The following is a 20,558-nucleotide window of genomic DNA, read 5'->3' as shown; positions in this document are numbered from 1 at the left end:
TAGTAATAATTTTCGTTTACGAAAAATACATATGTTAAGGAAGATTGATTTTAGATAAATGATTAATTGAAGAAAATCCAAAATTTAAAAGACATATTTAAAGGGGACTTAGATGATGGGGAAAAAATACAAATTCATTTTTCTTGTATTAATTGACTTGGCACTGATTAATATTTCATATTTAATAAGTTTCTATTTTAGATTTTCCACAATAATTAATAATGAATACATTAACATTTATCTTAGGCGAATGCCTCTTATTTTATCAGTTTATATTATATGTTTTTATTTATTTAAATTATACGAAAGTCTCTGGACGATAGCCAGTATAGATGAATTTATGTTAGGTGTTGCTGGTTGTGTCGTAGGTAGTGGGGTTAATCTTATAATATCAATTATGATAATTGATCGAATACCACTACTCGTAACAATAATGGCAGGAATATTAAATGTAATGCTAGTGGTAGGGTTTAGAATGAGTTTTAGGATATATAGAAGAATAGTAGTTGGGGTAAGCAGCTTAGATAAGAGAAATTTTCAAAGAGTACTTATAGTGGGAGCTGGTTCAATAGGAAATATGGTAATAAACGAAATGAGGAAGCATCCAGAGATGAAGTATAATCCTGTTGCAATAATAGATGATAACCTTGAAAAAGTAGGAACATCAATTTCAGGAGCAAAAGTTTTAGGATCAAGAAGTGAAATAAAAAAAGTTGTTGAAGAGAAAAATATAGATTTAATAGTAGTAGCGATACCTAGCCTTAAAGTAGAAGGAAAGAAGGAGTTAATTAAGCTCTGTAGCGAAACAAAGGCAAAAGTCAAAATAATCCCAGGTGTGTATGAGTTAATTGATGAAAAAACACATCTTACAAATATGAGAGATGTGGATCTTAAGGACCTTCTTGGAAGAGAGCCAGTAAAACTTGATGTAGAAGGAATATCAGAGTATATAAAAGGAAAAGTTGTATTAGTTACTGGTGGAGGCGGTTCTATAGGCTCAGAACTTTGCAGACAAATAGCATCTTATAACCCAAGTGAATTATTAATATTAGATATCTATGAAAATAGTGCTTACGAAATTCAAAATGAGCTTTCAAGAAAATATCCTTGTTTAAATCATAAGGTACTTATTGCATCTGTGAGAGATAGAAGGAGAATTGAAAAGATATTCCAACAGTACAAGCCACAAGTTGTTTTTCATGCTGCAGCTCATAAGCATGTTCCATTGATGGAATTCAATCCTATAGAAGCAGTAAAAAATAATGTTTTTGGAACATTAAACGTAGCTGAATGCTCTGGAAAATATGGGGTAAAAAAATTTGTATTAATTTCTACTGATAAGGCAGTAAATCCAACAAATATTATGGGAGCCACAAAGAGAATATGTGAGATGATTATTCAAGCGATGAATAAGATAAGTAGTACGGAGTTTGTGGCAGTGAGATTTGGAAACGTTTTGGGGAGCAATGGTTCAGTAATTCCTTTATTTAAGAAACAAATAGAGGAGGGAGGACCTGTTACTGTTACGCATCCTGAAATAACTAGATATTTTATGCTTATACCAGAGGCGGTACAGCTTGTATTACAGGCTGGAACCTTTGCAAGGGGTGGTGAAATATTTGTACTAGATATGGGGGAGCCAGTCAAGATTTATGATCTTGCTTGTGAGCTTATAAGGTTATCGGGATATGAACCTAATAAAGATATAGAAATAAAGTTTACAGGGTTAAGACCAGGTGAAAAACTGTATGAAGAATTATTAATGGCTGAGGAAGGGCTTAAAGAAACGAGACATGAAAAGATATTTATTGGAAGACCGACTTTTGTAGATATGAATAAGTTGAAGAAGTATTTTAAGGAGATAAGATTTATTGTTGAGCATGAAAGTCAGGAAGAGCTTATAAGAAAGATACAGGAGTTAGTGGTGACATATAAAAGAGTTGAATATCATCTTGATAATACAGAAAAGCTAGTTGATGAAAAATATAGTGAAGATGACATTATAAGTCAAGTATCTGCAACATTACGATAAATATTATGTGGATACTAATAAACTAAGTAATAGTAGTAAGCTACACAACTTCAATCCTTAATAAATTTTAGTTATGAAGTTGTGTATCTATCCATAACAGAGACTAATTTAAATAGTAGTGGGAGGAGAGAAGATTGGGCGAAGAACATGTAGTTGATATTGAGCTTAAAGATGTTTTAAGGACAATAAGAAAGAGATTCTATATAGTTATATTTATAACCATTCCAGTATTGTTGCTATCAATATATTATAGTAATTCTAGAATCAAACCTTTATATAAAGTAGAAACTAGTGTAATAATAGGAAATTCTATAGATAAAGAAGGAACAAAATTTCGTATTGATGATGTGAGAACATATGAAGAGTTTATGGCTACCTATAGTGCCATAGCTAAAACTACTGTTGTATCGGAGAAAACTATAAAGATCTTAAAGTTGAATGTTTCACCAGAGTTACTTAAAAATTCCATAATAGTTATACCACAACAAGGAACTCAGTTTATGGATTTACAACTGAATTGGACAAACTCTCAAGATGCTGTAAATATATTAAATGCTTTTACTAAAGCATTTATAGAGGAAGCAAAGAGCATTTATCCAACCTGTAACATTAAGATAATGGAAAAAGTAAAACAGCCTCAATTGGTTATATCTTCAAGTAAGAAGCTGTACATTGTTTTAGGACTTTTTGGAGGCATCATGATTTCTCTTTTAATAATATTTGCATTAGAATTTTTGGATAATACTTTAAAGAGTAAAGAAGATATTGAAAAATATCTAAAACTTTTAGTAATTGGAGAAATACCTAAGGAAAGGAAAAAAATTCATAATATTGGTTTAGAGTTTTTATCAAAGTTGAATTACTCTGTTATGGAAGCATATAGAACATTAAGAACAAATATATATTTTACTTCAATTTATAAGGATGTAAGATCTATTGTAGTAACTAGTGGAAAACCTGATGAAGGGAAAACTGCAACAGCATCAATGCTATCAGTGCTGATGGCCCTTAATGGTAAAAAGACACTTTTGATTGACTGCAATTTGAGAAAATCAAATATTCACGAAGTATTTAATTTTTCTAATGAGATAGGGTTGACTAACATCCTTCTTGGAGAGGTAAATTGGATGGATGCTGTGCATAAAAGTGAAATAGAAAACCTGTTTATTCTAACTGCAGGAGTTAAGCCTCCTAATTCATCAGAACTTCTTTCTTCTATAAAGATGAAGGAATTTATGGAGGTACTTAAAGGTGAATTCGATTATATTATACTTGATACGCCTCCAGTAGGCATAGTGACAGATGCTCAGGTTCTCTCACAGTTTGTAGATGGTTATCTTCTTGTAGTTTCTTCTGGTGAAGCAGTAAGAAAAGACACAATAAAAGCTAAAGAACTCATCCAGTATGCAAATGGAAGAATACTTGGAGTTTTATTAAATAAGATTAAAGATTCTACTGGTGATAATTATGGAAGTAATTATGAAAGAGTTGAAAAAAATGTATTTAGTAGGTTTATTAAAAAGATAAAATGTAAAATCAATAAATAGATATAAAGAAATATGGAATTTGAGTTAAATATCCTACAGAAATATAAGTGTAATCTATGAGGTTATTATTTATGTGGTTAGCTTATTAGAAGATTGAAAAAGAAAATTATACTGTAAATAGAAATGTTGTCTCTATCAGTTAATTATATTAGTTAAGCTTGAGGTGATGTTATGTCTAACAGTAAAAGAATTTATTTATCTTCTCCACATATGTGTGGATTAGAAGAACAATTTATAAGAGAGGCTTTTAATTCAAACTGGATAGCTCCCCTAGGACCAAATGTTGATGCTTTTGAGAAAGAAATTACAGAATTAGTAGGAGTAAAAGCGGCAGTAGCACTTTCATCAGGAACAGCAGCTATTCATATGGCACTAAAATATCTAGGTATAAGAAGAGGAGATGTAGTATTTTGTTCTTCTCTTACTTTTGCAGCAAGCTGTAATCCAATTATATATGAAGGAGCAACACCTGTTTTTATTGATTCTGAGCCTGAAAGCTGGAATATGTCCCCTAAGGCACTTTTAAAAGCATTTATAGATTGTAAGAAGGAAGGAAAGCTTCCAAAGGCAGTGATAGTTGTTAATCTTTATGGTCAAAGTGCAGATGTTGATGGATTAAGAGAAATATGTGAAATATTTAAAGTTCCAATAATTGAAGATGCAGCAGAATCACTAGGAGCAACCTACAAGGGGATATGCAGTGGAACATTAGGAAGATTCGGTATATATTCATTTAATGGAAATAAAATAATAACTACCTCAGGTGGAGGTATGTTAGTGTCTAATGACGAGGATGCCATAGATAAGATAAGATTTTGGGCTACTCAAGCAAGAGACGAAGCAAGACACTATCAGCATAGCGAACTAGGCTACAATTACAGAATTAGTAATGTTTTAGCCGGTATAGGAAGAGGACAACTTATAGTTCTTAAGGAACGAATATGCCAAAAGAAAAAGATATTTAATGATTATCAAAAAGCGTTTAATGATATTGAAGAAATAGAAATGATACCTATCTGTGGGTATGGCGATCCAAACTATTGGCTTTCAGCTATTACTGTAAAAGAAGAAAGTAACGTAAAACCAATAGATATAATTTTAGCACTTGATAAAGAAAATATTGAATCAAGACCTATTTGGAAGCCTATGCATATTCAACCATATTATCAGAAATATAGATTTTACTCTCATAATGATGGAGAAGCAAGCATAGCAGAAGACATATTTAATAGAGGAGTTTGTTTGCCATCAGACACTAAGATGACTGATGAAGAGATTAATAAAGTTATATCAATAATCAAGCAGCTCTTTAATTAATATATGGTGGAGATGAATGATGATTATTAAAAGATTATTAGATATATTTTTAAGTCTAATAGCAGTCATATGCTTATTACCTGTTTATTTAGTTATATCAATACTCATTTTATTTAAATTAGGTAGACCTATTTTTTTCACTCAGGAAAGAATAGGTCAAAATAATAAAATTTTTAGGATGATAAAATTTAGGACGATGCTTAATATCACTGATAAAAATGGTGCTCTACTTTCTGATGAAGAAAGACTCACATCCTTTGGTAAGTTTTTAAGAAGTTCAAGTTTGGATGAGCTTCCAGAGTTTTTTAATGTACTAAAGGGGGATATGAGTATAGTAGGACCAAGACCTTTATTAGTTGAGTATCTACCTTTATATAATGAAAGTCAGATAAGAAGACATGAAGTAAGACCTGGAATTACAGGATGGGCACAAATAAATGGAAGAAACTCAATATCATGGGCAGAAAAGTTTGAATTAGATGTTTGGTATGTAGATAATTGGTCATTGAGATTAGATATTAAGATATTCTTTATCACCATAGTTAAAGTCTTTAAAAGGGAAGGAATAAGCCAAGACGGAAATGTTACGATGGAATGGTTCAATGGAAAAAACTAAATTTAGGGGAGTTTGGAATGGCTATTTGTAACACATTAATTTTAAGTGCGGGAAGAAGAGTTGAGCTAATAAAGTGTTTTAAAGAAGCAGCTAAAGCTATTGATACAGAAAGTAAGATAATAGCAGTAGATATATCGAATACAGCACCTGCAATTTATTTTGCAGATAAATATTATATAATCCCTAGAATTGAAGAAAAAAATTATGTTGATAGTTTAATAAATATATGTAGAAAAGAAGATATAAAACTAATTATACCAACAATAGATACTGAGCTTTTAGTAATTGCGGAAAATAAAATGAGAATAGAGAGAGATACAGATGCAAAAGTACTTATTTCTGATATTAATGTTATAAATGTTTGCAGAAATAAATTTAACACTAATAAATTTTTTGAAGAAAATAAATTTGGAGCTCCAAAGTTAATAACAAAAGAAGATATAAAAGAAAATAATTATAAGTTTCCGCTATTTATTAAGCCTGTTAATGGAAGTTCAAGTATAAATGCATTTAAGATAAATTCTAAAAAGGAATTAGAATTTTTTATAGATTATGTACAAAATCCTATTATTCAAGAATTTATACAAGGTGAAGAATTTACAGTTGATGCATTTCTTGATTTTGAAGGTAATCCAATAACAATAGTTCCTAGAAAAAGGTTAGCTGTTAGAAGTGGTGAAGTTTTAAAGGGACTAATAAGTAAAGATAGAGAAATCATAGAGGAAGTTAAAAGACTTTTGTCTGTTTTAAAACCTATAGGTCAAATAACAATACAATGCATAAAAACTGAAACTGGAATAAAATTCATCGAAATTAATCCACGATTTGGAGGTGGAGCTCCAATGAGTATTAAAGTAGGTGCTAATTCATCAATGAATCTTTACAAGATTTTAAGTGGAGAAAAACTTTATTACAATGAAGACTATGAAGATAACATTATATGTCTAAGATTTGACAACTCAATATTTTTAGATAGTTTTGGGATGTCGGTATTATGATTAAAGCTGTTGTCTTTGATTTAGATGATACGTTAATTTCTGAAAAACAATATGTATTAAGCGGTTTCAGGACAGTTGCAAGGAAGATAAGCACGGATTTTTTTATTACACAACAAGAAGTTCTTGAAAAAATGAATCAAATTTTTACTACTTCTTCAAAAATGCTTTTTAATAAAACTCTAGATGAATTAAAAATAAAATATGATATTAAATATATTGATGAATTGATTACAACTTATAGAAAGCATAATCCTATTATTGATTTATATGATGATGTTATTCCAATAATTAAGTACCTAAAACAAACAGGTCTTAAACTAGGAATTATAACTGATGGATATAAAGAAACACAAACAAGAAAAATAGATGCAATAAAAATTAAAGACTATTTTAACTACATTATCATTACTGATGAATTAGGTAAAGATTTTTGGAAGCCATCAGAGAAACCATATAAACTAATGTCTGAGAAATTAGGTGTAAATTTTAATGAGATTATTTATGTTGGTGACAATGTTGAGAAAGACTTTATTACAGCTAATAGGTTAGGTGTATTAACGGTGCTTATTAAAAGAGAAGATGGCATATATATTGATACAGTTAAAGATGAGTTATATTATGCAAAATATAATATTAATACTTTGATAGATTTAAAAAGGATAATTAATAAAGATAAACAAATTCAATCCTAATGAATTTATATTAAATAAAAATTAATAGGCATCGAGCCTATTAATTTTGAGCCAGATTTCACTTCGTGAAATGGCAGCATATAGCCTCGATATGAAATTCTTTTTGCTGAATTGTCGATTAAGTTATGAGGTTATATATCTATACAATTTAAAGAATATTGTTAATTTGTAATATAAAAATTATTTAAGAAAGAGGTGATGAATGTGTCTAAAAAAATCTTGTACTGTGCAACTGTAGATAATCATTTTATGGCATTTCATCTGCCATATATGAAATGGTTTCAAGAACAAGGTTGGGAAGTTCATGTTGCTGCGAAGGGCGATATAGATCTACCCTATTGTGATAAGAAATATAATATACCAATAGAACGTTCACCACTTAACTTAAGTAATTTTAAAGCATGTAAAGAAATTAAGAAAATTATTTACAACAATCAATATAGTATAATTCATTGCCATACTCCTATGGGTGGTGTATTAGCTAGACTTGCTGCAAAAGCAGCTAGAAATAAAGGGACAAAGGTTTTTTATACAGCCCATGGCTTTCACTTTTGTAAAGGAGCACCTTTATTAAATTGGATACTCTATTATCCTTTAGAAAGATGGTTAGCACGGTATACTGATTGTCTTATAACTATAAATAATGAAGATTATAATCTTGCAGTAAATCATCATTTTAGAGCTAAAAAAATAGAACGTATTCATGGAGTTGGGGTCGATACAGAAAAATTCAAACCTGTAAGTAAGAGTGAGCAGGATATGTTAAGAGAAAAACATGGATATAAAACGGATGACTTCTTGCTTTATTATGTTGCTGAACTAAATAAAAATAAAAATCAGCAATTACTGATTAAAGTTATATCAAAAGTTAGAAAAGAAATCCCTAACGTACATCTTTTGTTGGTTGGTGAAGGTAATTTAATGAATTTCTATAAATCTCTGACAAAAGAATTAAATATTGATGATATTGTTGATTTTCTAGGTTTTAGAAAAGATGTTGATGAAATTTCAAAGATGAGTGATGTTGCAGTTGCCAGTAGTCTTAGAGAAGGATTACCTGTCAACATAATGGAAGCAATGGCCTGTGGGAAACCTGTTATTGCTACTAACAATAGAGGTCATAGGGAATTAGTTGTAGATGGTTTAAATGGATGGTTAGTTTCAAATAATTCCACATATTTGATGAGTGAATATATTATAAATTTAAAAAGATCTAGGGATCTAATAAAATCTATAGAAAAGAATGCTCGAGAGTATATTTTAGATACTTATGATATTAACAGTGTAATGAATGAAATGACTAATTTATATATTAAATTTATGGGCGGGATGTAATTGGTATAAATGTTGTTAAAGGGAGTTGTCTAAATGAAAAAAAGGATACTTCATATAATTAATAACAATGTATATGGTGGCGGTGAAACAGTTATTTTGGAGATAATTCGCAGGCTCCATAATAATTATGATTTTGGGTATGCAGCACTTCCAAACATAGTGGAGGAGGTTAGCAGTACTATCGGTAAATTTCAAGTACCATATTTTCAGTTTGAACAATGTAACCCTAGAAGTTTAAAATCGATTATTAATAGTTTTAATCCTGATGTGATACATGCTCACGGGTATAGGTCAAGTATTAGTTCTGCTTTGGCTTGTTCAGGTATACCCATAATATCTCATCTACACAACTATCATGAATGGCTTTCAAGAATAAACATAGATTCTATAGCCTATACTGTGATATGCCCTATATATAAGAGAGTTGTAGCTGTAGAACGACGTATATTAGAAAAATCTATTTTTTCATCATTTATTAGAGGAAAAGCTGAATTATTGCAAAACGTAATTGACATTAAAAGGATATATAAACTTGCTAATGAGAGTGAGTATAAAGATGAATATGACTTCGTATTTATTGGCAGGATTACTGATAGAAAAGACCCTTTACGTTTTATAGAAATTATGAAAAAAGTACATGAAGTAAACTCAAATGTACGGGCAGTAATGATTGGTGATGGTGAATTGCTTGAGGAATGTTGTAAAAAAATTAAAGTAAATAATCTATCAGATACAATAAAGGTTACTGGATATTTGCGCAATCCATTCCCTATTTTAAAAAAAGCTAAAGTACTTGTTATGACATCAAAAGGTGAAGGTATGCCTATGGTAGCTTTAGAGGCGTTATCTCTTGGGAAACCTGTTTTTGCATCTGATACCTCTGGGCTTAATGATGTAATAAGCAATAAAGAAGGAGCTATATGTAGGGATGACAGTGAGTTTATAAAACATATTTTAATGGTTTTGAATGATTCAAATTATTATAACGAGATTTGTCAGGGAGCATTAAGTTATAGTTCTAATGTTTTCAACATAGATTTATATATGTCTAATATAGCAAATCTTTATAAGGTATCTATGAAATAATGTGCAAAGAAGTACAGTTATAATACCTCTAAAAAGTACAAAGTTACACTTCAAAGGAGGATTCATAATATGTATAAAAAGTTTAAGATACTTCATGTTCTTCCAAGCCGAAGTTATTCAGGAGCTGAAAATGTTGCAATACAAATCATTAAAGGTTTATCAGATAAATATGAAGCAGCATATTGCTCACAACCTGGACCTATAATTGATACGTGTAAAATGTATAACGTACAGTTTATCCCCATAAAATCCAGGACACCTTATGAGATAGCAAGAGCCTCCTGTGAGTGGGGTGCCGACCTTGTACATGCTCATGGTTGCCGCATGGCAGGTATGAGTGTAACTGCAGGTTTAAAAATTCCTGTTATTTTTCATCTGCATAATGATCCGGATTGGATAAGAAAAATTAATCCTTTGTCATTAATCCACTTTTACGTGTCTATGCGTTCTAGAAAAGTTATTTCTTGTACTTCTACAATTACTGAACAGGATGTATTCAACAAATATTTACTTGATAAAGTAATTACAATTAATAATGTTGTTGATAGTGATAAAATCAAGGAATTATCAAGGATGGGTAAGTGTAACAAAAGTTATGATGTCGCATTATTTGGGAGGTTAAATTATCAAAAAGATCCCTTAAGATTTTTGAGTATTATAAAAGAGACAAAGAAATATTTACCTAACATCAAGGTTGTAATGATTGGCGATGGTGACTTAAAACAGGATTGTGAATTATATATTGAAAAAAATGAGCTTAAAGATAATGTAGATATGTGTGGATTCATGGTAAATCCATTCTATATATTAAAGAATACTAAGGTAGTGGTATCAGTTTCTAAGTTTGAGGGTTTGCCAATGGCATTATTAGAGGCGATGTCTTTAAACAAGCCAGTTATTGCAACGCCAGTAGGTGGTAATAAAATAATTGTAAATAATTCAAGAGGAGTCTTATGTGACACTGATAAGGAGTTTATTCATAAGATAATTGAAATTTTAACTAATGAAAGATATTATGATACTCTTTCAGAAGGTGTTAAAGATTACGTTGATAAAAATTTAAGTATTAGAAGTTATTTGGATAAAGTCAATAATGTGTACATGCAGTGTTTTAATGACACGAACTAAATAATTGTAATTGAATAACTTAAAAGGTTGTGATAATTATGCTTCGCAAATTAACAATATTTACACCAACATATAACAGAGGGTATACACTACATTTATGCTATGAAAGTTTAAAACGTCAAACTTGTAAAGATTTTGTTTGGCTAATAATAGATGATGGTTCTACAGACAATACAAAAGAATTAGTTGAAAAGTGGAGAAGCGAGAATATAGTAGATATACATTATTATTATCAAGAAAATCAAGGTATGCACGGTGCACACAATGCTGCATATAGGCTTATTGATACAGAACTAAATGTTTGTATTGATTCTGATGATTTTATGGCAGATGATGCTGTAGAAAAAATTATTAACTTCTGGAATTTAAATGGAAATGAAAGGTATGCAGGTATTGTAGCACTTAATGCAAAAAGAAATGGGACAATATTAGGAACGGCTCTACCAAAGGGAATTCGAAGTTCAAAGTTGTGGGAACTTTATACCAGATTTAATGTTAAAGGTGATAAAAAACTAATTTATCGTTCAGAATTAACAAGAAAGTATCCTTCTTATCCTATTTTTACTGAAGAAAAATATGTTCCTTTAAGTTATAAATATATCATGATTGATCAAGAGTATGAACTTTTATTAATGAACGAAATAGTTTGTTACGTAGAATATCTTGAAGATGGGTCTTCATTAAATATTTTTAATCAATATAGGAAAAACCCCAAGGGTTTTATTGTTTTTAGAAAAGTTGCTATGAAATTAGCACCAAATTTTAAGGAAAAGTTTCGCAATTGTGTACATTATGTATCAAGCAATTTGATGATTAAAAATATTAATTTTTTAAAAGAATCACCGTGTAAATTTACAACATTGTTAGCTCTTCCATTAGGTACTATTCTTTATTTTTATATCAAAAAAACTTCTAAAAAAGTTTATAAAAATTTAAAACTACAGTAAGCAATTTTACATTTGTCAAAAAGGTGGTGAAATTTAAATGATTAAACATAATAAAGATGATAAAATACCTAGAATTCTTCAAATTACTGGAGGTATGAATACCGGGGGAGCTGAAACGATGATAATGCACCTTTATAGAACAATTGATAAAAGCAAAGTGCAATTTGATTTTATTTCATTTACAGATGCTAAGTGTCATTATGATGATGAAATAAAAGCATTAGGTGGTCGTATCTTTTATGTTCCATCTCCTAAAAAGACAAATCTATTTAAGTTTATAGTAGATTTGTATAGAGTAATTAAGCAATATGGTCCATATCATGCTGTTCATGCCCATACGCTTTTTAATTCAGGATTGGCCTTATTAGCTGCACGATTAGCTGGAATTAAACTAAGGATTTGTCATTCTCACAACACTTTGGGAGACTATGGTCATATATTAATAAGAAAAATTTATTTTGCTTTTATGAGAGTTTTAATTAAGTTAAATTCTAATAAAAATGTTTCTTGTACAAAAGCTGCTGGGAAGTTTTTATTTGGAAAGAGGTCGATAAGAAAACAAATGTTTACGGTATTACCTAATGCTATAGATTTAACTCCTTATAAATATATTGACTTAAATGCGGTAAGAAGCATGCGTAAAAAATTAGGAATTAATGAAGATACATTAGTAATTGGTCATGTTGGTAAATTTGGTGAACAGAAGAATCATATTTTTTTAGTTAGGTTGGCAGAGTATTTAAGAGATAAGGAAGTTGATTTTAAACTCATATTAATTGGACAAGGAGATCTTAAAAAACAAATTGAAGCTATGATTGAAGAAAAACAGTTAAATGAACATGTTAAATTTTTAGGAGTACAAACTAATATACCTCTTTACATGCGTATGTTTGATGTTTTTGTACTTCCTTCGCTATATGAAGGGTTAGGCATTGTATTGATAGAAGCCCAAGCAGCAGGCACACCTTGCGTTATCTCTGACACTATACCAAAGGAGTGTGATATGGGATTAGGACTTATAAATATGCTAAGTCTGAATGCTAAGTTAGATAGTTGGCTTAATGCAATATTAAATAGTTCTAAAACAAAAAGAATATCATCTTCAATCACCACTGGTGTAATTTTGAAAAATGGATATAATCTTGACACTACTGTAAAAACGTTAATTGATATTTATCAATTGTCTATTTGATATAAAAATATACTTTTAGAGAAGGGTAAAAAAATGAAATATGTATATTTTACAACTATGTTTATAGTTTTCATACTTGCCCTTATGGTAAATAACAATAAATATAGATCATTAACATTATCTAGATTTAGTACGTTTATTATTTTAACAATTATTATACTTATCTCAGGATTTAGATCACCTAATAGTATTGGTGATACAGGAACTTATACTTACACATATAGACTAATTAATGTAAATCCACATTTATTAGACAATAGTAAAGATTATGGTTTTACATTAATAATGATTCTTTTAAATAAAATATCAAGGAATCCGCAAATACTTATTTTTTTTACAGCTTTTATAACTAACCTATTTATTATTTTAGCGTTATACAAATATGCTAAACCATTTGCATTAGGAATTTACTTATATTTTGGAACTGTATTATACTATGTAACAATGAATGGAATAAGGCAATCTATGGCTGCAGCTATACTTTTTTGGGCAGTTAGATATGTTATTAATAATCAATGGAAAACATACTTTATTATTGTAATTTTAGTATCAACACTTCATGGATCAGCAGTAATATTCTTACCATTATACTTTTTGGTTAGAAAAGAAGTATGGAATAGGACCTTTTGGGCAGTATTTTTTATTTCAGTAATGCTAGTGGTAGCATTTAGACCTATGCTGGGAATCATTGTGAAGTTTCTAGAAACTACTCAGTATAGTAACTATGGTCGTGATATGGCAAACAATTCCTCATCGGTAAATCTTATAAGACTTTCCGTTACATTTGTTCCTATTGTCTTAGCTTATTTAGTTAAAGATAAAGTAAGAAATCAATGGCCTGAAAGCAGTGTCTTTATCTACATGTCTTTATTTAACTGTATATTTATGTTATTTAGTACTCAATATCTTTATTTTTATAGGTTGTGTATTTATTTTGAACTATATAATTTGATATTAATATCAAGACTGGTACACTTTTATGATAAGAAAACAAAGATGCTACTATATACAGGTATTATAACATTTTATTTTATATTTAGTTGGTATCAAGTCAGTTTATGGAATGACTATTATAGGAATGTTTTGGTTTCATAATTTAAATGTTTCATCAATACAACTTAAAGTTTATTTTACATGGTTGAGGTGATTGATATGAAGCAAATTCTTATTTCTTCTTTTGATATGTCAATTGGTGGTGTTGAAAGAAGTCTTATCGGTTTACTAGAGAGTTTTGACTATGATAAATATGATATTGATTTAATGCTATATAGACAACAGGGTGAATTTATGCCAATGCTACCTAAAGAAATAAATTTATTGAGAGAAATACCTGAATATACAACGTTTAGGAAGTCAATTTTGGAGATTATTAAAGAAGGACAGTATAGAGCCGCAGTTTCAAGACTCTTAGCCAAATATATTGGACAACTTGTTTCTATGTATAAAGGATTTAAAGAATTAGGACTTATCCCTATGCAGCTTGCATGGAAGCTTGCTCTGCCAGTACTTCCTCCTATCGAAAAAAAATACGATATTGCTATTAGCTATTTATGGCCTCATTATTTTGTAGGTGAAAAAGTTAATGCAAAAAAAAAGATTGCTTGGATACACACAGATTATTCATACCTTGAAATTGATAATAAGATAGATGCACAAATGTGGGAAAGATTCGATTATATAGTTGCTGTTTCTGAAAGTTGTAGATTGTCATTTTTAAAAAAATATCCGCAGTTTGAGGAACGGACAGTAGTTATTGAGAATATATCTTCAACTAATTTTATAAAAAAAATGGCTGAAGATAATTGTACTAGTGAGTTAAAATTTAAGAATAACAACATTAATATAATTACAGTGGCGCGATTAGCATATGCAAAGGGAATTGATGATGCAGTAAAGGCATGTAGGCGACTATTAGATGAGGGATATAACATAGTTTGGTATGTTGTTGGATATGGAAATGAAGAAAAAAATATTAAGGAATTAATAAATAATTTAAAGGTTGAGAATAACTTTATTTTACTAGGTAAGAAAATAAATCCTTACCCCTATGTAAAAGCCTGTGATATATATGTTCAACCATCTCGTTATGAAGGTAAGGCTGTTACTGTTACAGAGGCACAAATATTAGGAAAACCAGTTTTACTTACGAACTATAATACAGCGATAAGTCAGGTGAAAGATGGATTTGATGGTATCATTACAGATTTAGGGGTAGATGGTATAGTATCTGGTATTAAAAAGTTGATTGATAATCCTGAAATAAGGAATACTCTGCAATACAATACAATAAATTCGAATTATTGTAATAGTAGTGAGATAGAGAAGTTATATTATCTAATTGAATAAAGATAAACAACTTTAAGCTTTAATCAATTCAGGAAAATGGTCTCGATATGCAATACCTTTTTTTGAGTTATATGTTTAGTTATGAAACTGTGCACCTGTAACTCTAATATTTAATATATATAACTTTTTACACTATTAATTAAATAAATCTTAAGACCTTAGAAAGTTAATATAGTAAAGAAAGCAAATTTAAGAACTTTCAGGGGGAATTTAAATGATTACAATAAAAAAAATTAGTAAATTTATTAAGAGTCTATACAACGAATGTAAGCAAAGAGGATTTTATTATTTTTTTATGATATATTTTTCAAATTTCTTTGCAATACTTAGGGGAATGTTTTATAGACTTTTATATTTAAAAAATATTAAAGCATCAGTTTTCTTTCTAGGGCAAAGAAGTAGATTTGACGTTTTTAATAAAAAATCAAAGATAATTATTAATAAATTTGCTTTTATAAGAAAAAATGCCACAATACGATTAGATTTTGATTGTGAGTTAATAATTGGTGAAAAAGTTTTTATTAATGATAATTGTAATATTAATTGTGTAAAGAAAATATCAATTGGAAATTATACGAAAATTGGACAGAATGTATGTATTTACGATCACGACCATAACTATAAGGCAATAGGCACAGATAGGCTTATTAAAGGAGAAGTAGTTATTGGTGAAAATGTATGGATTGGTTCTAATGTTGTTATTTTAAGAAATACTAAAATAGGTGATAACGCAGTAATAGCAGCCGGTAGTATAGTTAAAGGTGATGTTCCTGAAAACTCTGTATTCTTTAATAAAAGAAATAATGAAATTTTGCAATTTTAACTTAAAATACGCATAATCATAATTTATAAAAATATAAAAAGTTATTAGATCATAAAGTCCTTGCATAAGTGAAGAGTAAGAAATCATATAAGTTAAAACTAGAAAAAGATTTAAGTAAATATAATAAAAAGAAAGGACTAGTGATTATGAATGATATTACAGTTATAAGTGGAAAAACTATGAAAGGACAAAAATTGAAAGAGTTGTGGAAATATCGCGAAGTATTCTATTATCTTGCATGGAAAGATATTGTTGTAAGGTATAAACAAACTGTATTGGGAGTGTTTTGGGCAATAATACAACCTCTTTTATCCATGTTGATAATGACCTTTATTTTTGGCAACGTAGCAAAGCTTCCATCAAATGGAGTTCCATATCCAATATTAGTGTATTCAGCTATGATACCTTGGTATCTTTTTTCTAGTGGATTTGCCAATACCGCTAATAGTCTTATCGGCAACAGTAATCTACTAACCAAAGTTTATTTTCCTCGCTTAGCTTTACCTACAAGCGCAGTTGTTACATCCTTTATAGACGCAATAGTTTCGTTAGCAATTTTACTTGTAATGATGATAGGGTACAGATATATGCCTCCCATTCGTTTTTTATTAATGCCAATATTTTTTATTATGGCTTTTTGCATTACATTAGGAGCAGGCTTATTTGTTGCAACAATGAACGTAAAGTATCGTGATATAAAATATATAGTACCCTTTATTGTACAGTTTGGCATGTATATATCCCCAGTAGGATATTCAAGTAATGTTATTCCAGAAAAGTTTAAATTGCTATATTCTTTAAATCCATTGGTCGGTGTTATTGATGGATTTCGTTGGTGTTTTATACCTTATGCTGAATTATATCTACCATCAATATTTATATCTGCTATTGTAAGTGTAATTTTATTATTTCTTGGAGTACGTTTCTTTAACAAATTTGAACAATCATTTGCTGATATTATTTAAAGTTGAGAAAGGAATAATACTATGAGTAATTCAATTATACGTGTGTCAAATCTCGGAAAAAAGTACAGCCTTATAAATAATAATTCTCTAAAGGAGGATACTTTTTCTGGACTTATCTCTAATTCTTTTAAAAGCCTTTTCACCAAAAGAAATAATATTTCTCATTCAAAAACAGAAGAGTTTTGGGCTCTTAAAAATGTAAGCTTTGATGTTAATAAGGGAGATCGTATTGGAATTATTGGACATAACGGGGCGGGAAAATCTACGCTTCTAAAAGTATTTTCCAGAATAACTGCGCCAACAGAAGGCAGTATCGAAATTAAGGGAAGAGTTTCATCATTATTAGAAGTAGGAACAGGATTTCATCCAGAACTTACTGGAAGAGAAAATATATATCTTAATGGTGCAATACTTGGAATGACACGTACTGAGATTAATCGTAAGTTTAATGATATTGTTGAATTCTCAGAAATAGGTCAATTTCTTGATACACCTGTAAAACGATATTCTAGTGGTATGTATGTTAGACTTGCTTTTGCGGTTGCCGCTCATCTTGATCCTGATATATTGATTGTTGATGAAGTTTTGGCAGTAGGAGATATGAAGTTTCAACAAAAATGCCTTGGAAAAATGAGTGAGGTATCAGGTGAAGGACGAACTGTTCTATATGTTAGTCACAGTATGGCTACAGTTCAGCAGTTGTGTAACAGAGCAATCGTAATGGATTATGGACAAGTCAAATACGATGGTGCTGTAGATGACGCAATAAAAATCTATATGGAAAATAACCGTAATATGCAGATATACACAAACCTTGAAGAAATGAAAAGACCATATAACGTTAATAATTATGTTACTATGCTAGATGTTGAACTCCTTGATAAAGAGGACTGTATATTCAAGAGTGATGAAACTATGAAATTAAAGCTTCGTTGGCGTGCTAATCGTGATATAAAAGAGGTTTGTATGAGAATGGAAGTTATTTATGCTGATAATACGCCGGCTGGTATGACAAATTCAAAGTCATTTGCTAGTGCTTTAAGTGATCAGATTATAGAAAATACTTTCACGTTAAATGTTAATAATCTTGCTCCTGGTAAATATCAAGTAAATATTGCTCTTTATAATGTAAATGAATTTGGAACATATGAAAATCTTGATAAAGTAATATCAGCATTTTCCTTTGAAACAGTTGAAACTCCAAGTTTTAACAATAATATAACATGGCTCCATCGTTGGTGGGGACATGTAAAGTTGCCAGAGATAATTGTACAGAATTAAATAAGTATGCTTAAAAATTTCAGAGGAGAAATTTAAATGTGTATAAAAGTAAGTGTAATAATGCCTGTTTATAATAGTGAAAAATATCTTTCACAAGCTGTAGAATCTCTTTTATGTCAAACAATAAGAGAATGTGAATTCATATTTGTTAATGATGGTTCTGTAGATAAAAGCTATGAAATACTAGAACAATATTGTAAAAAGGACAGACGTATAAAAATTATAAGTCAACAAAATAGAGGAGTAAGTGCTGCAAGAAATGAAGGATTAAAAGTTGCAGCAGGTGAGTATATAGGTTTTATGGATGCTGATGATTGGATAGAGCCAGACATGTATGAAATACTATACAACTCAGCTAAAGTTAACAGTTGTGATGTAGTAGTTTCTAATTTTGAATCAGAACTTGAAGGCATAAAAAGTATAATTGAATATCCATTTTCACGAGATACAGTTATGAAAAGAAAAGAAATTGATGAACAAGTATTGCCTTACTTTATAAAAGAAGAAAATTTAAATACTGTTTGCACAAAACTATATAAAAATGAAATTATAAAAAAATACAATATATTTTTTCCTAATGGAGTTGAATTAGGTGAAGATCATGTATTTAACTTAAGATTTTTTACTTATATACGTACAATGCTTTATATAAATTATACTGGTTATTATTACAGAGAAGTTAAAGGCAGTGCAACTCATGATATATTAAGAAAAGATTATTTTAGACAAGCATTAAATATATATGAAAATAACATTAAAGAAACTGAAAAGTGGAATATTGATGAGAAGATCATAAAGAAATTAAAAGCAGTAAAGTTTTTAAACTATGTAAAAAGTTATGCATATATTTATCTCCATTCAGATTCTGCAATGAAGTTTGTTGAAAGATATAAATATGTAAAAAATATGATTAAACATGAGAAGGTAAAGGAGGCTTTAAATATTTACTGGGATGATATATATAACACTAGTGGATGGTATGAGAAAATGTTATTAGTAATGTTAAGGCATAGATTCATGGTAGGTTTAGTATTAATAACGGGATATAGTAAGATTAGAAACAATAGGGGGTAAGAAATGAATATAATGATGTTTGGACACAGTGGAAGTTCAAATAGAGGATGTGAAGCGATAGTAAGATCCTCAAGTAAAATTATTAAAGACACTATAAAAGAATCTATGGTTTATGTAGCCTCGTTAAGACCAGAAACTGATAAAGTGATAAATAATGTTGATAAAATAATAGATGGAAGAAGTGTAGATATAAAAAAGTATTCATATCACTATATAATATCTGCTGTATTACAAAAAGTATTAAAAGATGAGTCATATGCATTAAGAAGAATGTATAAAAAAACTATAGATAATATAAAAGAAATGGATGTATGTTTGTCTATAGGGGGAGATGCCTACTGTTATGGGGAACAATACTGGATGTATGAAATAGATAAAAGAATAAAAGCGGTAGGGAAAAAATTAGTTTTATGGAGTGCATCTATAGGTGAAGAAGATATGTCCCACAGAAAATTAGATGATTTAAAAGCTTTTGATTTAATATTAGCGCGTGAAAGTTTAACTTATAATATGCTTACACAAAAAGGTTTAAATAATGTGAAGTTATGTGCAGATCCAGCATTTACAATGGAAAAGGAAGAGTTACCATTACCAAAAGGTTGGACAGAAGGGAATGTGGTGGGATTAAATTTCAGTCCTTTGGTAGCAAGTAGAAATAAAGAGTCTGAAACAGCATTTAGAGATTTGATAAAACATATATTAAACGTAACAGATTTAACTATAGCATTGACACCACATGTTATAGAACCAGGAAATAATGACTTTGAATTACTTAATAAATACTATAAAGAGTTTAAGGATACAGGAAGAATGATAATATTACCAGACAATTTAACTTCTATACAATATAAAGGATATATAGCTAGAATGAGATTTTTTATTGGTGCAAGAACTCATGCAACAATAGCAGCATATTCAAGTTGTGTACCAACAATGGTATTAGGATATAGTATTAAATCTAAAGGAATAGCAATGGATTTATTTGGAGAAGAAAAGTTAGTTTTAGGAATAAAAGAGATATCTCAAAGTGATAAACTTATAAATAAATTTGATGAAATGGTAATACAGGAAAAAGAAATAAGAGAAAAATTAGAAAAAGTAATTCCAATTATAAAGGAAAGATCCTATAAAGTCGTTGAATATTTAAAAGAAATAGTAAAGTAATAATTATATTTTGAG

General features: G+C 29.4%; 18 protein-coding genes. All 18 read left to right on the top strand.

The features are described from left to right. Positions 1 to 115: 115 nt before the first annotated feature. The 18 genes from CPJCM30710_RS07120 to CPJCM30710_RS07035 all read left to right on the top strand — a co-directional run bounded on the left by CPJCM30710_RS07120 (position 116) and on the right by CPJCM30710_RS07035 (position 20,543). On the top strand, positions 116 to 2,032 hold the full coding sequence (locus tag CPJCM30710_RS07120; protein WP_212903481.1) for a polysaccharide biosynthesis protein: 1,917 nt from the start codon (positions 116 to 118) through the stop codon (positions 2,030 to 2,032). A gap of 134 nt (positions 2,033 to 2,166) precedes the next feature. Next, complete coding sequence (locus CPJCM30710_RS07115) at positions 2,167 to 3,579, top strand: polysaccharide biosynthesis tyrosine autokinase (RefSeq protein ID WP_212903480.1); 1,413 nt, start codon at positions 2,167 to 2,169, stop codon at positions 3,577 to 3,579. A gap of 171 nt (positions 3,580 to 3,750) precedes the next feature. Next, on the top strand, positions 3,751 to 4,896 hold the full coding sequence (locus CPJCM30710_RS07110; RefSeq protein WP_212903479.1) for a DegT/DnrJ/EryC1/StrS family aminotransferase: 1,146 nt from the start codon (positions 3,751 to 3,753) through the stop codon (positions 4,894 to 4,896). Between the two features lie 19 nt (positions 4,897 to 4,915). After that, a complete protein-coding gene (locus tag CPJCM30710_RS07105) occupies positions 4,916 to 5,512 on the top strand; it encodes a sugar transferase (RefSeq protein WP_212903518.1) in 597 nt (198 codons plus the stop codon). Positions 5,513 to 5,529: 17 nt separating this feature from the next. Then, the gene (locus CPJCM30710_RS07100; RefSeq protein WP_212903478.1) at positions 5,530 to 6,510 is read left to right on the top strand and encodes an ATP-grasp domain-containing protein; all 981 of its coding nucleotides are present in this window, start codon (positions 5,530 to 5,532) and stop codon (positions 6,508 to 6,510) included. Beyond that, positions 6,507 to 7,202 carry an HAD family hydrolase gene (locus CPJCM30710_RS07095; protein WP_212903477.1) on the top strand — a complete coding sequence of 232 codons (696 nt, stop codon included), beginning with the start codon at positions 6,507 to 6,509 and terminating at the stop codon, positions 7,200 to 7,202. Before CPJCM30710_RS07100 ends, CPJCM30710_RS07095 begins: the two co-directional genes overlap by 4 nt. Positions 7,203 to 7,406: 204 nt before the next feature. Next, positions 7,407 to 8,537 (top strand): glycosyltransferase family 4 protein, encoded by a 1,131-nt coding sequence (locus tag CPJCM30710_RS07090; RefSeq protein WP_212903476.1) that lies wholly within the window; start codon positions 7,407 to 7,409, stop codon positions 8,535 to 8,537. A 33-nt stretch (positions 8,538 to 8,570) separates the two neighbouring features. Next, positions 8,571 to 9,623, top strand: coding sequence for a glycosyltransferase (locus CPJCM30710_RS07085; protein WP_212903475.1), 1,053 nt, complete (start codon positions 8,571 to 8,573; stop codon positions 9,621 to 9,623). A gap of 69 nt (positions 9,624 to 9,692) precedes the next feature. Then, positions 9,693 to 10,751 (top strand): glycosyltransferase, encoded by a 1,059-nt coding sequence (locus tag CPJCM30710_RS07080; RefSeq protein ID WP_212903474.1) that lies wholly within the window; start codon positions 9,693 to 9,695, stop codon positions 10,749 to 10,751. Between the two features lie 38 nt (positions 10,752 to 10,789). Further along, on the top strand, positions 10,790 to 11,698 hold the full coding sequence (locus tag CPJCM30710_RS07075; protein ID WP_212903473.1) for a glycosyltransferase family 2 protein: 909 nt from the start codon (positions 10,790 to 10,792) through the stop codon (positions 11,696 to 11,698). Between the two features lie 37 nt (positions 11,699 to 11,735). After that, positions 11,736 to 12,890, top strand: coding sequence for a glycosyltransferase family 1 protein (locus CPJCM30710_RS07070; protein WP_212903472.1), 1,155 nt, complete (start codon positions 11,736 to 11,738; stop codon positions 12,888 to 12,890). A 33-nt stretch (positions 12,891 to 12,923) separates the two neighbouring features. Further along, entirely contained in the window at positions 12,924 to 13,985 is a 1,062-nt protein-coding gene (locus CPJCM30710_RS07065) for an EpsG family protein (protein WP_212903471.1), read from the top strand. Between the two features lie 57 nt (positions 13,986 to 14,042). Beyond that, complete coding sequence (locus CPJCM30710_RS07060; RefSeq protein WP_212903470.1) at positions 14,043 to 15,236, top strand: glycosyltransferase; 1,194 nt, start codon at positions 14,043 to 14,045, stop codon at positions 15,234 to 15,236. Between the two features lie 214 nt (positions 15,237 to 15,450). Beyond that, positions 15,451 to 16,059, top strand: a complete 609-nt coding sequence (locus tag CPJCM30710_RS07055; RefSeq protein WP_246503486.1) for an acyltransferase — start codon at positions 15,451 to 15,453, stop codon at positions 16,057 to 16,059. A gap of 146 nt (positions 16,060 to 16,205) precedes the next feature. Further along, complete coding sequence (locus CPJCM30710_RS07050) at positions 16,206 to 17,024, top strand: ABC transporter permease (RefSeq protein ID WP_212903469.1); 819 nt, start codon at positions 16,206 to 16,208, stop codon at positions 17,022 to 17,024. Between the two features lie 21 nt (positions 17,025 to 17,045). After that, entirely contained in the window at positions 17,046 to 18,305 is a 1,260-nt protein-coding gene (locus CPJCM30710_RS07045) for an ABC transporter ATP-binding protein (RefSeq protein WP_212903468.1), read from the top strand. 36 nt (positions 18,306 to 18,341) lie between these two features. Next, entirely contained in the window at positions 18,342 to 19,379 is a 1,038-nt protein-coding gene (locus CPJCM30710_RS07040; RefSeq protein ID WP_212903467.1) for a glycosyltransferase family 2 protein, read from the top strand. A gap of 3 nt (positions 19,380 to 19,382) precedes the next feature. Continuing rightward, positions 19,383 to 20,543, top strand: coding sequence for a polysaccharide pyruvyl transferase family protein (locus CPJCM30710_RS07035; RefSeq protein WP_212903466.1), 1,161 nt, complete (start codon positions 19,383 to 19,385; stop codon positions 20,541 to 20,543). The last annotated feature ends 15 nt before the right edge of the window (positions 20,544 to 20,558 follow it).

This window comes from Clostridium polyendosporum (genome assembly GCF_018332455.1).
In the GTDB taxonomy this organism is placed as follows: Bacteria; Bacillota; Clostridia; order Clostridiales; family Clostridiaceae; genus Clostridium_AY; species Clostridium_AY polyendosporum.
The sequence above is the reverse complement of the archived record's forward strand: the minus strand, read 5'-3'. Positions and strand labels throughout refer to the sequence as shown.

Coding starts and splice junctions, on each gene's coding strand:
- CPJCM30710_RS07040 (WP_212903467.1), top strand. CDS start 18,342: ATGTGTATAAAAGTAAGTGTAATAATGCCTGTTTATAATAGTGAAAAA.
- CPJCM30710_RS07035 (WP_212903466.1), top strand. CDS start 19,383: ATGAATATAATGATGTTTGGACACAGTGGAAGTTCAAATAGAGGATGT.
- CPJCM30710_RS07080 (WP_212903474.1), top strand. CDS start 9,693: ATGTATAAAAAGTTTAAGATACTTCATGTTCTTCCAAGCCGAAGTTAT.
- CPJCM30710_RS07060 (WP_212903470.1), top strand. CDS start 14,043: ATGAAGCAAATTCTTATTTCTTCTTTTGATATGTCAATTGGTGGTGTT.
- CPJCM30710_RS07050 (WP_212903469.1), top strand. CDS start 16,206: ATGAATGATATTACAGTTATAAGTGGAAAAACTATGAAAGGACAAAAA.
- CPJCM30710_RS07120 (WP_212903481.1), top strand. CDS start 116: ATGGGGAAAAAATACAAATTCATTTTTCTTGTATTAATTGACTTGGCA.
- CPJCM30710_RS07075 (WP_212903473.1), top strand. CDS start 10,790: ATGCTTCGCAAATTAACAATATTTACACCAACATATAACAGAGGGTAT.
- CPJCM30710_RS07100 (WP_212903478.1), top strand. CDS start 5,530: ATGGCTATTTGTAACACATTAATTTTAAGTGCGGGAAGAAGAGTTGAG.
- CPJCM30710_RS07070 (WP_212903472.1), top strand. CDS start 11,736: ATGATTAAACATAATAAAGATGATAAAATACCTAGAATTCTTCAAATT.
- CPJCM30710_RS07105 (WP_212903518.1), top strand. CDS start 4,916: ATGATTATTAAAAGATTATTAGATATATTTTTAAGTCTAATAGCAGTC.
- CPJCM30710_RS07055 (WP_246503486.1), top strand. CDS start 15,451: ATGATTACAATAAAAAAAATTAGTAAATTTATTAAGAGTCTATACAAC.
- CPJCM30710_RS07085 (WP_212903475.1), top strand. CDS start 8,571: ATGAAAAAAAGGATACTTCATATAATTAATAACAATGTATATGGTGGC.
- CPJCM30710_RS07110 (WP_212903479.1), top strand. CDS start 3,751: ATGTCTAACAGTAAAAGAATTTATTTATCTTCTCCACATATGTGTGGA.
- CPJCM30710_RS07065 (WP_212903471.1), top strand. CDS start 12,924: ATGAAATATGTATATTTTACAACTATGTTTATAGTTTTCATACTTGCC.
- CPJCM30710_RS07095 (WP_212903477.1), top strand. CDS start 6,507: ATGATTAAAGCTGTTGTCTTTGATTTAGATGATACGTTAATTTCTGAA.
- CPJCM30710_RS07045 (WP_212903468.1), top strand. CDS start 17,046: ATGAGTAATTCAATTATACGTGTGTCAAATCTCGGAAAAAAGTACAGC.